Genomic DNA, 15,545 nt, shown 5'->3' with positions numbered 1-15,545 from the left:
ATTAATTCTTCATCTCATTAACAACCCATCTAAACTTACCAGAAATTGTATTAGGCAAGTCGTCTCTTAGAACAATATTAATTTGAATAGTCGCATCAACTAATTCAGCGACATTACGAATAAGCAACGCCCCATTTGCATCAGTATATTGATGATCTGGAACAATCCGGACCTCCCAAACGCCCGATGTTATTTGAGCGACCTGTGATTTTTTAATATTTTGAACACCTTTAAACGCAAAAGTTAAAACCGATGGACTAATTGGCGCTCCATTTCCACCAAATATCTGATCTTCGTATTTTCCGACAATAGGCTCAACCACAGGAAAAACACTACCACATTGGCAAGCTATTTTTTTCCACCGAGTTCTATCAGATAATTTATAACGAATCAAAGGCATTGCCATATTATGAAAAGTAGTACCAACTACATAGCCATAATCATCTGTTGCGATACCATTATCATCGACTATTTCAACCAAAGAATAATCGCTATTAACATGCATTTCACCATGTTCACATTCAGTTACAAAAGCAACACGCTCGGCCATACCGTACATATCATAAATTTTTCCCTGCAAGCGTGATTCAATAAGTGTTCTTTGATGTGAATACAATGGCTCCGAACTGGTAAATATTATTGGAATAGACAAATATTGGTTTTTCTCTTCCAAATATTTCGCCAAAGTAAATGCTGTAGAAGGATAAGCCTGCAACATGTGAGGGGAAAACCCCCTTAACTCATTTATAATTGCATCTATACATGCAGCAAGCAAATGACGAGACGAAATTAACAACTGATTATTATATCGATTAAAAAACCAAAACGGAGGTGTACTACTATTTAATTCAACGACATGATCGCCACGTAATGAAGCACATTTTTGCCCAAGAAAAAAACCACATTCTTGCCAATGACGTTTTACAAAATAATTCTCAATGAGCACAGAATATAGATCACGAAACATCACAAGAGGTGATCCAGTTGTACCACTCGATTTCCCTACCGTATACCATCGTTTCGGCTTAGCATGATTGGGATAATACATAGTCGGTTTTTCTAGTAGATCAACCTTGCTAATTATTTTAAACTTACCAATCAAATCAGCTAAAGAACAGTAATTTTTCTCGTGCAAATCAATTTGAGCATACGCAGGTAACGTCTCAACAGCACGGACTAAACTTTTATTCAACATTTGAAATTGATAATCAGACAAACTTTGCCCACTAGGCTGCGAACCCAAAACCTTAAGCAACACAAACTCTGCAATAAAACTATCTCGAACAAGGTATCGAAAAAAATATTTTAATTCTTTTTTTAGGTGCATAAAAATCACTTATTAACTGTGAATTGAATTGATTAATACTTTCCTGAGCAGTCTATTTAACCCAATAGCCGTCATCAACAAACCATGCCCATGCCGTCTGTAAAATCGACTATCTAAAATATTTGATCTTATAATGGCTTGCTGGAAAATCACGCAATTTATACCGATGACTGCAGCAGCAGATACAAAAATACTTTTCATGCGATGCATTTATTTATAAAAATGAGTCATCAATTTATTTTAATAATTTTGGTATTTTTTGCTTAGCCTGCCGAGCACCACCGTGCCATACAACAATGACTGTAGCCAATATAAAAACTTTAAATATTAAATTAAAAATCAATTGATTTATCACCAAGACGCATTTTTGATTGCTTCAAATCAAGTTCATAGTCCGGCTTTATCAAACAGTTTAAATTAATGATATGCACAAATTGTTGCTCGGTGTTTAAACTCGTGGCAACACGCAAATTCCAAATCGTCGCAGCTGTCTTCATTTCAGGTAATGTATCGTAGCCCGTCGTTTGATTAAGACTCACTGTTTCAGGCCAAACTCTATCGATACAAATAGGATTATCTTTATTCGGTAAAATATATTGTTTTGAATTAGCAAGCTCAAAAGGCTCATTGGCATGTAAATTCCACTCAAATTTTCTGGCCACTGGCGACTTCAACTTATCCCAAACCACAATTAAATTTTGATCACGTAAATACCAAATCCGGCGTAATGCTTGGCTTAATTGACCACCATAGGCTTGGGTGGCATCGCCCTCTACCATATCGATATTGCCTGCAAATTGATATTGAGTAATTTTGCCTTTGGCCGCCATCCCCCCCATATCGTCATCAACGATCTGACCTTTTCCGCCATCAAATGTAATGCCATTGTGCGCTTTGGTTTGCCGATACCATTGATAAAAATGCGGTGAACCATACCAATCATAAACACCACTATCGACCAAGATAGGGCGGCCTTTATCCACTAAAGTAAACGTATTTTGATCGCCATGGCTGTGATTAAAGCTGCCATAAGGGCTAGATTTGAAATACACCGAAGTCCTGCTGCGATCGGCCAATTCACTGTGCATCGCAGCCCAGCCTATCGTTGGTAAATACTGCGAATTCACATCAGGCGAGGTATTAGCCAGTCCATCGATTGGCAAAGGTATGGGCGCTGAAAGTAAGGAGCTTGGCGATTCATCACCCACTAAATTTCGATAATACCAAGCGGCCAATGGGGTATTAAAGCGGCTTGCATAGGCTTTTAATAATCGATTGACTGGCTTGGTCTCAGCGGCATCGCCAAACAGATGGCTAGGCGTACCTGGAGGTACAAAATAGGCAAAGAAATCCAACAACCCTTTTGACCAAGGTTTGTCATAAAAACTCACCCCAGTCGCGATAGACAGCGGGTCCCAAAGCTGTAAATACACATCGGCAGAATATTCTGCGTAAGCGGTTCCACCAGCAAACCCACCGTCTTCACCACCGAACGGATTGATATATTGCGCATAGCCTCGAAAGGTATCGCGAAACCATAGATCAGCTTCAGGCACATCGCCAACCAACAGCGCAGAAATCGCCGCCACATAACCATACTGCGTCGAGCCATGCGAATCAAAAGGACGCTGATCTAAACGCCAATAACTATTCGCTAAATCACGATACATATCTAATGTTCTTGATTTGGCATTGTTTAGCCAAGCAGTTCGGATAGCCGACGGCAAATCTAAAGCCAAGAAATCATTTGCCTGCACCAGCCCCCATGCAATGGCACGAGTTGCTTGGTCTTGATTTTTAAAGTGAGTAGCCCCCTTTAAATTCAACGCGATCAGTCCATTACCACGCCGTATTGCTTCGGAAAAATAGCGCGGATCACGCGTAATTTGCCAAAGCAAAGCACTATTACGCAATTGCGCTGTTTCTGCATTAATCCGCTGACGAATATTCGTTAAAGAAGCAGCCCAAGCGGATTCATCGACACTCGCCGCAACCAATGGCATATCTGCATCAGTTAAAATGGCTTGTTGCATATAGCGGTCGACATCATTACGCAGGCTGAGCACTGCATTGGCGCGAGTAGAATTAATTTGCTGCCGCCAAGCCTCGATCCCTGCACCACTAATAGGTAGAGACTTAGGTCTAGATTTTGCTTTTAAACGACTTAATAAAACATTGTGTTCAGGCACAAGAAAAACATCTGCATTGGCTGTAATGGTAAATTTGCGCCAATCACTCCAAGCTGCGCCCGCCGTCGTCGTTCGCACGCGCCAAGAATACGTATCCGCAGCAAAGATTTGGCTCGGCAGTAGCCAGTTGCGCGCCACCGTATAGTTAGAGCTTTTGCCTTGACTACTTAATATTTGAACCTCATACCCCGATGGAATTCGCGCCGGTTGCGGCCAGCGAAATTGCGGTGGGTTTTGTTTAATATCAGCTTGCTGGCTAGGAAATGCCTTTACAGTGAGGGGATCAGAAATATCGATCCAATCGGCAAAGGAATAACTAGCAATCAAAGAAAAAAAAATACAATAAAATAAGCGCATAAATATTCCGATGTTTAATACTGGTCTAGCGGTACCCGATTATAAACATCAGGAATACAATTTGATTTAGTTATAACACCCGGATTACCAGACACAACAGAGTAAGCGGGAACATCAAAATTAACGAATGCACCACCCGCGATACGACTGCCTTTCCCTATTCGTACACCCCCTACAATAATTGAATGGGGACCAATCCAAACATCATCTTCAATAATTGGGTATGCAGTCACACGGTCACCGAGCGAATTTATTTTATCTAGTCGACCAATTGTTACACCATGAAAGATAGTCACATTGCGACCAATCACCGCCATTTCATTAATAACGGCACCCCACCCATGAGTAAAAATAAAGCCACCATTAATATGTGTACGCCAAGATAAATCAATACCAGCAAGCCCAGTGCAAAAACGATGCAGCACAATAAAAAGCGGTAATACAGACCTGAAAAATAAATTTCCAGAATTAAAAAATTGACACAGACGTAGCGTAACTATAGGCCTAAAAGTTCTATATAAAAAAAAACCTTTAATTAATTTAAATAAACCGAAGCAACCAAAAACTCTAAATGTATCACACTTCAAGTTACTCAATGATGACGTCATTACTAAAGAACCCTATAACTTATTTTTAATTCGAATAACTTTCGCGGGAACACCTACCACAACAGCATAATCTGGAACATCATTAATAACAACTGCATTTGCACCAATATCAACATGATGCCCAACTTTAATAGGCCCAAGAATTTTTGCACCTGAACCAATAACCGTATCATTACCTATTATTGGAACTGCATAAATTTTACTACGGCCGCCAATTGTAACGTTTGTACCAATCACAACTCCATCGCCAATAATCACTCTTGGATGAATGACAATGCCAAGCCCTTGATAACCTAAAATTACATTCTTTCCAATTTGAGTTGATGCAGGTAGTACAACAGAGAAAACAACTCTATTAAAATAATAAATTAGTTTAGGTAACACAGGAATATTATTTCTGCTTAGAAAATTTGCAAGTCTGTATAGCTTCAACATAAATACACCATTAAATTAATTCACGATATTTTGAAAAAAGAGTTTCCGACAGCACGGTGTAATTCCTGTTGTGTAAAACATAATTTTTAGCATTGACGGACATTTCTTCACGCACTTGCGGCAGACACCATAATTCAACAATCGCCATAACAAATGAATTTACATTCATTTCGACACACAAACCTGCTTCACTTTCTTCTAAAACTAATTTCTGGTCTGGAATATCGTTACCAATACAGGGAATACCGCACGCAAGATACTCAACAGCCTTAGTTGGAGAGGAAACATCAAACAAAGGCCCCCTAGGTATTGGAGATAGACCAATGTGTGAATTAGCTACTAATGATATACCCTCGCATTGAGGTAACCATCCAGTGAGCTCTATAGAACTAGCTAGTCCCCTAGCATCTATCTCTGATCGAAACCAAGACTGTTCACCAGCAGTCAGAGCATCACCCACAATAATGAGCTGTGCATCGGGTATGTGCTGAAGTACTCCCTTTAACACATCCAATATGAATTCCGATTTTCTTGCCTTAGCTACCGTGCCTAAATAACAAAGCTTGAGAGTACTATCCTTTATGTCATTAAGATTTGTACTGATAGCTGAAAACATTTCTAAATCGACACCCATTGGAACAGGCATCATTTTCGTTTCTGGTATACCTAGCAAACAAAATGCTTCTTTCATTGCACTACTCTGTACAAATATATAATCACAACAAAAAGGCATGATTTTATAAAAAAGAAAATTAGATAAACAGTAGCGAATATTTAGAATAAATTTCCTTAAAAATTCACCTTGGTCACAATCTAAGAAAACTTTACGATGTCCCTCAACAATAGGAAATGATACCCAATACACCAAAGGTTTACGCCATAGATAACTAGATAACCAAGCTGCTGGCAATAAGCGAATCCGATCTCGAACTTGAATAATATCGGCAGTGCGGCCATACCTTAAAAGAAAAAATGATTCCAACAGCAAACAATAAAAAGTTTTAATTGCCCCTTCACCATCGAGCGCTGAAATCGACATTTCACCAGCAGGCCAACTCTCGGCACTGACTGCTTTAGCTTTTGAACGGCCTACCAAATGCGTAAAGATGCCTTTCTTGAATAAATACTGACCAAACAACATTTTTACATCAACCCGAAATGGCGGCAGCGCATCCCGCATCGCAAATAATATTTTCATTTTTCTAGTCAATTAAATCGTCGTTAAATCGTTTAAGAAGGTTTCATTCGGTTTTTTTCGAAATTTGCAATCATTCTTTCACTGCAGCACAAAACCAACACCCAAGTCACCCACCATCTTTTTTCGCGGTAGCCACGATGCACACTCAATAATTGTTGAATACATTTGAGTCGAGAATGATTCTGTAAATTTTTCCTTGCCTCAATAATTCGAGCATACGCTACAAAACTAAATGCGGAATTAACCAGTTCAGTCGAAATTGTCCCCGTTAAAGCACGCTGCTCTAAGCGTAAAAAAGCGGGCCAAAGTGCCGTTTGCGTATTATTTGCGCATAGGCTATTGGATATTCCGACTCGATATGCCGATAGCTCAGCCGAGCAATGGCGTAATGAAAACCGCTCAGCTAAGCGAAACCATAAATCTAAATCTTCCGCCATCGATTCACCAACCGGAAAACAAGGCTGCATGGCGTTTAAGTGGCATCGCCAAATTGCGACTGTATTGGTGCAAAAAAAAGCACCATAGTTTATTTTTTGATTATAAAAGTCAGTAACTTCTACCGAGGCATCAATTCCAGAGGTATTAAGTTGTTCAACATTCATTTGTTGATCTGCCAACCGACGATAGCTCGTGCTATACCAGCCATAATCAGGAAACTGTTCTGCCATACGAACGATGGTCTGTAAAAACAATGGGTGAAACAAATCATCGGCATCCAAAAAACAAACCAAATCACCGCTGGCTTTCTCAATACCAATATTCCTTGCCCTAGCTACCCCACCATTAGGCACTTGAATTAATTGAATTCGCGCATCTTGTATTTGCTTAACTTTTGTAGCCCCATCATCTTTAGAGCCATCGTCAACGATCAAAACTTCAAAATTAGAGTATGTCTGGTTTAAAATTGATTTTAATGTTGCAAGTATATAATCGGATTTATTAAATAAAGGAACAACAATTGAAATTAACATTCTATGCACCAATAAAATTAAAGCTTGGGGTATTTTTTAATATTGCGGAGCGATCCAGCAATCACCATCAACAATAATAATTGCACCACCTGCTCCAAGCCCAACCCATGCAAAGCCAATGGAACTTCACTCACACTTCGAAAAGAAATCACAATAAACAACGCAATTGACAATCCCATACTTGACTTATTCACTTTAAATCCGAATTTCAATAACGTAGCAATATAAAAAATAAGTCCAAATACACCAACTAATCCTGCACTTGCAAGAACCTGATAAAATTGACTATGAGCATGAACAGCGGCAGGTAAGGCATATTGCATTCGGTGAAAATCATCGAATAAATTTAGTCCATAGCCAAATAATGGGTGTTGCTGCCATTCACGCAATGCAATTTGCCAAATATCAGTACGGCCTGTCATTGTAAGTAAATCACTACCTTCCCTAGTTTGCAAAAACTGATCAACAAATGAAAATTTGCCAAACATAATAAATGCACTTGCAACAAGTAGAATAAGCATTAAGACCGATAATATGCTGGCAGCAAGCGCGGGACGGCGAAAATCAAAAAAGCGTTCAGCTACTTGCTGGCGGTAATTGGTATAGGTCAAGTAAGTTAATGCGGCCAACGTAGCTAACCAAGCTGTTTTTGATTGCGCAAGTAGTAAACCTGCTAACCCTAAGACCCAAATAATTCGATTGATCCATGAATTACTAAAGGGCTTAACAAACAACAGTAGTAATAAAACCACCATTAAAGGTCCCATTACATTCGGATGATTTGAAAGACCAGAAAAACGTAACGATAATCCAGGAATCAAACCCTGATAATTACTCCATGTCACCATGCTAGGTTTAATCGCTAACACAATAAAACTGAAGAATACAAATAAGGCCAGTGCATTGCGCTGATGCCGTACCATATTCCACATATCATCAGAAGTCGCCAATATAACCGCTACGCCAACAAATAACATATACAGTTGATCTGTCGCAAAATATGATCGATAACCAAAAAAAAGTGGCGAAATTAAATTAGTTGCATAAAAAACAAGATATGCAATGAGAAGCCAATAAGAGCCTACTCGCTCCGAGCTAGGATTAAATGTATAGCGAACAATCCGCTCCAGCGAAAATAACAAAATCAATAAATTTGTTAGGCGAGAAAACCAAATCACAATCGGATGCTTCATTTGTAGCACTGGCACAATATCGGTAGGTAGGCTTAAATCCCGACCACCTAAAATAGTAGTTAATGCAACGACAATTAAAACAGGATAAGACAAAAGTAGTGGAAAGAAACTATTTTCACGGTTACTACCAAAATGTAAAGAACCCTTAATTAATAATACAACCGCAGATATCAACACCAGCAGCGCGATAAAATAGCCAAAATAGATTACATATTCCATCTTAATCAATTCCCTGACTTGATAGTGTTGCCATTTTGGCTTTTAAATAATTTTTTAGTTTTCCTGGGCTAAACCGGATTAATAAGTTCAATGCGGATACGCCGATCAATTTAGGAAAAAGTAGCGCTATTGATATCAAAACGGCAAAGCCAACCAGTGTACTAACAACTAATTTAACTAAACTGATCGCCATCACGGCGATCATGATCTGCTGAGCTACATAGATCGAAATATAAACCAACAATGAAATCAACATGCCACGGGCCCACATAGGGAAAAGTTGCCCCATACCCAGACCGACCAAACGGCACGCTGTAAAGCCAATCACTAGCGCACGTAGAACGAGAATAAAAGCGGCTACCATAGCGAATGCAGCTATACCAAAATCAGCAAAATAAATCATCAGCAGCAAGCCAATCAATACAATCGGCAATTGCAAAATGGATTCTAAATGTTTCTTTCCCGTGTTCCATAAAATAGGCGTAGACATACCCCACATCACATAAAAAGGCATTGCAAGCGCGAGGATAGATAAAACTACACCAGCCCCCTGCCATTTCTCTCCATACATAACACGAATTAAATCATTGGCAATCGCAGAAAAAATAACAAAGCTAGGTAAAATCAAGATCCAAATTACCGCAACAATTTGCACATAAGCAGTGCGCATTTTTTCTTTTTCATCTTGCAAACGCGCACCGATTGATAAAAATGCCGGTTGCAATGCACTAAGCAATAAACCATTGGGCATAACCGCCAAATTATACGAAACCGTATACAAACCGACGGCATGCGTATTGAGCAAGCGCCCTAGAACAATTCGATCAATATTATTAAGGAACCAATTGACTATATTTGTGATAAACACGGTCGAACCGATGTTCGTCATTGATTTGGCATCGGAATACCAAAACAGCGGCTTTACTGAATGTGATTTTCTAATAAATTGTAATACCATCCCCGCAAACGATTGCATAAGCCAAGCCGTTACCAAGGCCCACACACCATAGCCCAAATATGCCATCGGCAAACCAATCAACACATAACCAATCACATAACTCGCTATTTGTAACAAATTAAGTGTTTTGAAATCCAAATCTCTACGCATTAAATTAGCGGATGGCGCACTCAGAGCATTAAAAATACACGCCAAACTGAGCCAAGAAATTATTACCGTTAACTGCGGCTCTTTAAAAAATAAAGCAATATATTCAGAAAATATTAATAACAAGCCAGCGACAACAGTCCCAAGGATAAACTGCCATGTCATGGCAAAACGAATATCTTGCTCGGTTACTTCTTTTTTCTGCACCAAGCCCCATGCCAAGCCAAAATCAGCTAGAAAATTACTGAACAACATGACCAACATACCAAGCGCAAATAAACCATAGACTTGAGGACCCAAAAATCGCGCTAGAATAATTTGAACTATTAATTGGATAAAATATTTTGATAACGTTCCTAGCAGTGCCCAATGTACTGCTGACTTTGATCTTTCTCCTAAACTCACAAATCACCCGCAAGGCGCGCTGCCATACCTTTATCTAGTGATTTTATTAATTCACGAATAAATGAATCTTGAATTGAAAATGCCGATTGCGGGTTTTTATCAATAGTGGATACACGAATCAAATAGCCATCTAGAACATCACCATGCCATTTCTTCATTATTTCTTTAGTTTTCTTTTCCACATTACCTCGGACAACCTCACCCGACAATGTGGTCCAATAAGTCACAGGTTCAAATCTTTCTTGTGAATGATTCGTCATTACACGGCGTACACGAAGGTCTTTATTGGCAATCAAAATCGAATCGTCTTTACTTGAATCAATAACAAAACCTTGAGCCGGATAACAAACCTCTGGGTAATGCAATGCATTACCCTCGCGTTGATCTTCACCATAAGCAATCACCAGCATAATTCGATCGCCTTTGTTATTAACATATGTACGACTCAAAACATCAGAATATAATCGATTAACACTAGCCTCTAATTCTGGATTGACTACTACATTCGTATTTTGTACTTCTTCTGTCCATTCCCCAATTTTTGCGGGTATTGTCATCGCCAATTTTTCTGGCGCTGAAAAGTTAATCTTTGAGTCTTTAGATGTCAGATACCATGTAAACAAGGCAGAAAATAGCATTAAAAAACAAAGGATCGTATGAGTAATGAGCTTATTATTCATTTTTCTTATCCTTTATAAAAAAACCCAGCAGCATATCCAGCATAAACATTCCAATTAATGCAATTGCAAACAAAGCCATGCCCGCAAAATCATGAATAAAGCCCTGCCCTGCCGCATCACCAAAATGATACGTGACTAATATTAAAGTCATTACACGAATAATATTGGCGACAAAAGCAATTGGGATGATCGCAAGGATCAATAATATATTGCGTATTTTGCTGCTGTGATTGGTGATATACACATACAACGAGCCTACTGCTAATAGGCTAAACATTGAATGCATGCCCGAGCAGGCATCAGCCACTAGTAATTGATATTGCCCAACCGTAATTAATACACCGCTACGCGCTACGGGATAGCCAGCGGCATAAAGTAATACTTCAGCAATATGGGAAACTTGGCTTTTTAATGCCCCGGTTAATGCATCGACAATAGAGCCCGGTAGCGGAATCAAAAACAGCATAAAAATAATGGCAAACCATGCTATTGAAATCGCACGCCAGCCTTTGCTGATCAGCAATAAGCCACAAACTAGGGGTATAAATGCGCCAATTTCAAATAGCAAAATGGCTTGCGATCGGCCTAATACATACATCAATAGCGCAGTAATGATCAGCACAAAACCCATGATTGGATTGGATTTTGCATCAATTGCCGCTATTTGCTCTTTGACTTGCCAAAACAACCAAATGATAATTGCCAGAATAATTGGCCCATGCGCTTGATCATCATTTTGCCAAATGCCTTTGCTTAGGCTAATGATGGTTGGAATTGCTAACGCAAGAAATCCAATTAATATTAGAATATTCTGTTTAAAAAAAACGGCCAAATTAAATTGGCCATTTTCAATAATTGCATTGCTATTTTCCATCATCATTCTTCCTGAGATAGAACGCAACCAAGCAAAGTGGCACTTGCTGATTGCAATTGTAATTTAGCGGCTTCTAGCCCTTTTACTGGCGTTTTATTACGGCTGGCCACCAAGATCGTGCCTTTAACACGTGAAGCAACTAATTGCGCATCCGCGGCATCTTTTAATGCGCTAGTGCTATAGATCACTACGTCATAGGCTTGTGCTAACTCAGCAACGATATTACTGAATACGTCTCTGGAAAGTAGTTCTTGTGGATTAGGCGCCGTGGTACCAGCGGTTAAGATTGATAAATCCCTAAACTCACTAATGCGCTGTACTGCCTCTATACCACTCCGGCCAACTAAGATATCACTCAGCCCTTTACCGTTTTCTACCGCAAAGAGTTGGTGCTGCACGGCATTGCGTAAATTAGCGTCAACCAACAAAGTGTGTTCACCCAATTGCGAGAATACAATTGCTAAATTGGCGGCCAAGATATCGCAGGTGTTATCGGCGTCGTAGGAGGCTAATGCTACTGATTTATTTCCGCCCTCTAGCCAACGCAATAAAATTTGGCTGCGTAAGCTACGTAAAGCTTCAACTCGAGAATCAAATGGGGAATACGCCGCTACCAACTTTTGATCAACGGCACTTTGCCCTGCGACGAGGTAGGCATATTCAAATTGCTGCGCCAATACATCTTGGATGTCATCTTCGGTAACAAATCCCAGCTTGATGGCGGCTTCGCCAAAACGGCCACCAGTCTCTTTTTGTAGTCTTAAAATTGTTTCAGCTTGTTGCGCATTAATTTTGCCATTAACCAACAATTGCTGGCCAATATTGCCTTTAATCACTTCATTGGCAATTGGATCAGGGATTGCATTCATGCTGCGGCTCCTACTTTAAAACCAAAGCGACGTTTCTTTTTGGGTGGGAGTAAATCAGCTAAGACTGTCAGCCCGAGCATGGCTTCAATATCATCTTTAGACCGAATACGCCGATCAGCTAATTCAGCCAACATTGCAAATCCAATCGCCAATAATCCACCAACAAACACCGCCAAAATGAGGTTCAGCAGCGTATTTGGACTGGAATGCTTCATTGGCTCAGTCGCTGATTTAATGATCGAAATATTACTTTGATCAGAACGGCTTTCGAGCATGGTTTGGCTAAAGCGTTGCAATGCTTGGTCGTAGCTGCGCTGAGCACTATCTACATTGCGCAGCAACACATCGATTGCAGCACGCTGCGATTTTAAATCCAAGACTTTTTCTTTTTGTGCTTGCAATGCGCTATTGAGCGAGGCCTGGCGCGATGCCGAATTACCAGCTGCGCTATTGAGGCCACCGGCGTATTGCCCCATCAGCTCATTCAGCTGGCTGCGCGTTGCATTCAGCTCAGCCATAGCTTGTTGGTTATGCGGATGATTAGCACCATTTTTTTCCGACAGCTGCTTGTATTTGGCCTCTTGCACGGCCAGCTGGCCTTTCAACTGCTGAATCAATGGATTGTTTAATACGTCCGGTGCAACATTACCGCCACGAGCACGTGATTGTGCATCATAGGTTTGCGATTGCGCGCCCACTACTTGGCTAGATAATTCATTCAGACGCTGAGTTTCAACATCTAAACGCTCGTCTGAGCCAACAATGCCGTGGGTCTGCTGATATTCAGAAAGTTTATTTTGGGCTTTTTCTAAATTACTTTGTAATGATTTAAGCTGCTCTTGGAAAAACACATTATTTTGCTGTGCTGCGGCAGTTTTAATATCAATCGTGGTGCGGATATACGCTTGTGCAAAATTATTTGCCAATGCAGCGGCAAATTTAGGATCTGTCGCGGTGTATTCCAAATTAATGATATTGCTTTCCCGGCTTGGCTTTACTTCCAAACCTTTTAGCAATGACTCGGCGAACCAATTCCGAATATCACCCTTGCCTTGTGTTGCCTCTTGAAACTGCGCTTGCGCCTCGGGCAACTTTGCAAAGCCTAGGGTATCAACCACTTTTAATGCCGTATTCTGGCTAGAAATCATCTCAACTTGGGTCGCCATATAGCTGGGGGCCATATAGCCAGCGATCTGTTGCCCAGTCACAGGATCAGCGGCTTTTACATCCATTGCTAATGCTGCTTCTGCCGTATATTGCTTGGGGAGCAACAGACTGACCACCAACGTGGTCAGTATTACGACAAAGAACACCGAGATTGCGATCCATTTTCTAGCGCGCAGAATATTTAATAATTGTTCAAAAGTCATCAAATTTACTCAGCAATAATTAAGGGCGCGATTAAAACCAGCTTTCTTGCACATAAACGGTATCGCCTTCACGAATGAAGTCGGTCAGTTTTGCCGAAAGTTTTTCTATTTGTCCTTCTGCTGTAGCACGATGAATTTGCATGCTGCGCTGCGACGCACGTTGATTAAATCCACCAGCCAGTGAGAGCGCTTGCATCAAGGTCATTTTCGGCTCTAAACGAAAAGCACCGGGGCGATTAACCTCGCCATACACATAAAATTGCTGTGCTCTCGGTACATACACCGTATCGCCATTCATAATTTGAATGTGGCGTTTTTCTGGATTGGCTAATTGCGTTAGTTTGCTTAGCTCATACTCTATACGTTGCTCACCGCGCAAGATCACCACCTTGTCACCACCATTCGGGCTGATCCCCCCCGCGATCGCAAGTAAATCAATGATATTGGTGGCACTATCGAGCGCATATCGGCCCGGTTTATTCACTTCACCCAATACCGCCACCCTTTGGCTGCGGTATTGCACGATTAAAACATTTACATTTGGCTTTTTAATGAAATTACCTTCAATTAATTTTTTCGCAATTAATGCTTCCGCTTGCGTGTAATCTAAGCCCTCGAGTTTCACCACACCAATTAAAGGAAAAGCCAAAGCCCCTTCATTATTGAGCTGAACCTCTGTGGTTAAATCAGGGTGGTCATACACTTGGATTTTCACCACATCGCCTGAGCCCAAAACATAGTCACCTTTCGGTTGGGCCCAAGAAATGGCAGTCAGCAGACTTAGCAAGCTAAAACACAGTAGCATGCCCAATTTCTTAATCATTATTTCAATCCTTTTAATCCAGCTTTCAGGCTTTCATCCACTGCCGAGGCTGCGCCAGTAGTTGGCGCTGCCACAGGAGCGGAAGCAAATTTTTGTAAATACTCAATTTTTGCCGCAGCTCGTAAAGCTTTAAGTTTAGTTTTTGCGTTTTCTTGTGCGTCATTAGTGCTTAAATAACGCTTAATTAATGGCTCAGCCTCAGCCGGTGTAACAGGTGCTGGTTGGCTATCTTTTAATTGCAACAGCATAATTTTGTCGCCTTCATTCATCGACAAAATATCGCCCTGCTTCATTGCCACAAATTTAGGTAGCATTTGCATTGGTAATTGCTCTGCTGCGCGGCTGCCTTCATTGGTTTCATATGCAATCTTTGCGCCATCGAGGATGGCTTTGACTTGCATCGGCGTGACAGCAGTATCTAGCTGCGCAATAACTGCATCGTCAAACTTAGACTTGTCGAGCAAAAACATTACAAATTCATAGTTTTTTCTATCTGCGAATAAACCTGAATTTTTTGCATAAAAATCATCAATTGCAGCTTTACTTGGCTCTGCAGGCTTACCAATCACACGCTCGGCGGCGGCTTGCGCCAATATTTGGCGTTTAGAGGCTTCAATCGCTTGAACAACATTTGGCTCACGGTCTAGCTTTAACTCAGTTGCTTTATTCACCAATAATTCTTGATCAATCAATTGATCTAATATTTGTTGTTTTTGCTCTGCACTGGCATTGGGTACTTGGCCTAATACAAAATTTAACTGGTGAACCGTAATTTCTCCGTCATTCACTTTGGCGAGCACTTGGCTCGGCGATTTTTTTTCTTCTTTATCATTACATGCAGCGAGCAAAAATACAGTTGAAAGTGCAAGCACAACAGGGCTTAATTTTTTCATTGTTAATTCCTCAAAGTGTAATTTAACAT

14 protein-coding genes are annotated in these 15,545 nt (G+C 40.5%); all 14 read right to left on the bottom strand.

The window, feature by feature from the left end:
* Position 1: 1 nt before the first annotated feature.
* On the bottom strand, positions 2-1,327 hold the full coding sequence (locus HQN60_RS09175; protein WP_173533361.1) for a phenylacetate--CoA ligase family protein: 1,326 nt from the start codon (positions 1,325-1,327) through the stop codon (positions 2-4).
* A 332-nt stretch (positions 1,328-1,659) separates the two neighbouring features.
* The gene (locus HQN60_RS09170) at positions 1,660-3,873 is read right to left on the bottom strand and encodes a heparinase II/III domain-containing protein (protein ID WP_173533360.1); all 2,214 of its coding nucleotides are present in this window, start codon (positions 3,871-3,873) and stop codon (positions 1,660-1,662) included.
* 14 nt (positions 3,874-3,887) lie between these two features.
* The gene (locus HQN60_RS09165; protein WP_173533359.1) at positions 3,888-4,481 is read right to left on the bottom strand and encodes a serine O-acetyltransferase; all 594 of its coding nucleotides are present in this window, start codon (positions 4,479-4,481) and stop codon (positions 3,888-3,890) included.
* 12 nt (positions 4,482-4,493) lie between these two features.
* The gene (locus HQN60_RS09160; protein WP_254456606.1) at positions 4,494-4,916 is read right to left on the bottom strand and encodes a serine O-acetyltransferase; all 423 of its coding nucleotides are present in this window, start codon (positions 4,914-4,916) and stop codon (positions 4,494-4,496) included.
* A 10-nt stretch (positions 4,917-4,926) separates the two neighbouring features.
* Entirely contained in the window at positions 4,927-6,114 is a 1,188-nt protein-coding gene (locus HQN60_RS09155; RefSeq protein WP_173533358.1) for a glycosyltransferase, read from the bottom strand.
* Between the two features lie 32 nt (positions 6,115-6,146).
* Complete coding sequence (locus tag HQN60_RS09150; RefSeq protein ID WP_173533357.1) at positions 6,147-7,085, bottom strand: glycosyltransferase family 2 protein; 939 nt, start codon at positions 7,083-7,085, stop codon at positions 6,147-6,149.
* 17 nt (positions 7,086-7,102) lie between these two features.
* Positions 7,103-8,497, bottom strand: coding sequence for an O-antigen ligase family protein (locus tag HQN60_RS09145; protein ID WP_173533356.1), 1,395 nt, complete (start codon positions 8,495-8,497; stop codon positions 7,103-7,105).
* 1 nt (position 8,498) lies between these two features.
* On the bottom strand, positions 8,499-10,007 hold the full coding sequence (locus tag HQN60_RS09140; RefSeq protein ID WP_173533355.1) for a lipopolysaccharide biosynthesis protein: 1,509 nt from the start codon (positions 10,005-10,007) through the stop codon (positions 8,499-8,501).
* Entirely contained in the window at positions 10,004-10,687 is a 684-nt protein-coding gene (epsI, locus tag HQN60_RS09135; RefSeq protein ID WP_173533354.1) for an exosortase-associated protein EpsI, B-type, read from the bottom strand. The genes HQN60_RS09140 and epsI overlap by 4 nt, the downstream gene beginning before the upstream one ends.
* Positions 10,680-11,567, bottom strand: a complete 888-nt coding sequence (gene xrtB, locus HQN60_RS09130; RefSeq protein ID WP_173533353.1) for an exosortase B — start codon at positions 11,565-11,567, stop codon at positions 10,680-10,682. Before xrtB ends, epsI begins: the two co-directional genes overlap by 8 nt.
* Positions 11,564-12,430: a chain length determinant protein tyrosine kinase EpsG gene (gene epsG / locus HQN60_RS09125; protein WP_173533352.1), complete on the bottom strand. Its 867-nt coding sequence runs from the start codon at positions 12,428-12,430 to the stop codon at positions 11,564-11,566. Before epsG ends, xrtB begins: the two co-directional genes overlap by 4 nt.
* Positions 12,427-13,800, bottom strand: coding sequence for a chain length determinant protein EpsF (gene epsF / locus HQN60_RS09120; RefSeq protein WP_173533351.1), 1,374 nt, complete (start codon positions 13,798-13,800; stop codon positions 12,427-12,429). The genes epsG and epsF overlap by 4 nt, the downstream gene beginning before the upstream one ends.
* 31 nt (positions 13,801-13,831) lie before the next feature.
* Positions 13,832-14,623 (bottom strand): polysaccharide export protein EpsE, encoded by a 792-nt coding sequence (gene epsE / locus HQN60_RS09115; protein ID WP_173533350.1) that lies wholly within the window; start codon positions 14,621-14,623, stop codon positions 13,832-13,834.
* Positions 14,623-15,516, bottom strand: coding sequence for an EpsD family peptidyl-prolyl cis-trans isomerase (locus HQN60_RS09110; protein ID WP_173533349.1), 894 nt, complete (start codon positions 15,514-15,516; stop codon positions 14,623-14,625). The genes epsE and HQN60_RS09110 overlap by 1 nt, the downstream gene beginning before the upstream one ends.
* Positions 15,517-15,545: the final 29 nt, after the last annotated feature.

Source organism: Deefgea piscis, from assembly GCF_013284055.1.
Lineage (GTDB): Bacteria > Pseudomonadota > Gammaproteobacteria > Burkholderiales > Chitinibacteraceae > Deefgea > Deefgea piscis.
This window is presented reverse-complemented; position numbering and strand designations above follow the sequence as displayed.

What these genes read in the sequence shown, in the direction of transcription:
- HQN60_RS09175 (WP_173533361.1), bottom strand. Translation starts at nt 1,327, where the DNA reads ATGCACCTAAAAAAAGAATTAAAATATTTTTTTCGATACCTTGTTCGA.
- HQN60_RS09170 (WP_173533360.1), bottom strand. Translation starts at nt 3,873, where the DNA reads ATGCGCTTATTTTATTGTATTTTTTTTTCTTTGATTGCTAGTTATTCC.
- HQN60_RS09165 (WP_173533359.1), bottom strand. Translation starts at nt 4,481, where the DNA reads ATGACGTCATCATTGAGTAACTTGAAGTGTGATACATTTAGAGTTTTT.
- HQN60_RS09160 (WP_254456606.1), bottom strand. Translation starts at nt 4,916, where the DNA reads ATGTTGAAGCTATACAGACTTGCAAATTTTCTAAGCAGAAATAATATT.
- HQN60_RS09155 (WP_173533358.1), bottom strand. Translation starts at nt 6,114, where the DNA reads ATGAAAATATTATTTGCGATGCGGGATGCGCTGCCGCCATTTCGGGTT.
- HQN60_RS09150 (WP_173533357.1), bottom strand. Translation starts at nt 7,085, where the DNA reads ATGTTAATTTCAATTGTTGTTCCTTTATTTAATAAATCCGATTATATA.
- HQN60_RS09145 (WP_173533356.1), bottom strand. Translation starts at nt 8,497, where the DNA reads ATGGAATATGTAATCTATTTTGGCTATTTTATCGCGCTGCTGGTGTTG.
- epsI (WP_173533354.1), bottom strand. Translation starts at nt 10,687, where the DNA reads ATGAATAATAAGCTCATTACTCATACGATCCTTTGTTTTTTAATGCTA.
- xrtB (WP_173533353.1), bottom strand. Translation starts at nt 11,567, where the DNA reads ATGATGATGGAAAATAGCAATGCAATTATTGAAAATGGCCAATTTAAT.
- epsG (WP_173533352.1), bottom strand. Translation starts at nt 12,430, where the DNA reads ATGAATGCAATCCCTGATCCAATTGCCAATGAAGTGATTAAAGGCAAT.
- epsF (WP_173533351.1), bottom strand. Translation starts at nt 13,800, where the DNA reads ATGACTTTTGAACAATTATTAAATATTCTGCGCGCTAGAAAATGGATC.
- epsE (WP_173533350.1), bottom strand. Translation starts at nt 14,623, where the DNA reads ATGATTAAGAAATTGGGCATGCTACTGTGTTTTAGCTTGCTAAGTCTG.
- HQN60_RS09110 (WP_173533349.1), bottom strand. Translation starts at nt 15,516, where the DNA reads ATGAAAAAATTAAGCCCTGTTGTGCTTGCACTTTCAACTGTATTTTTG.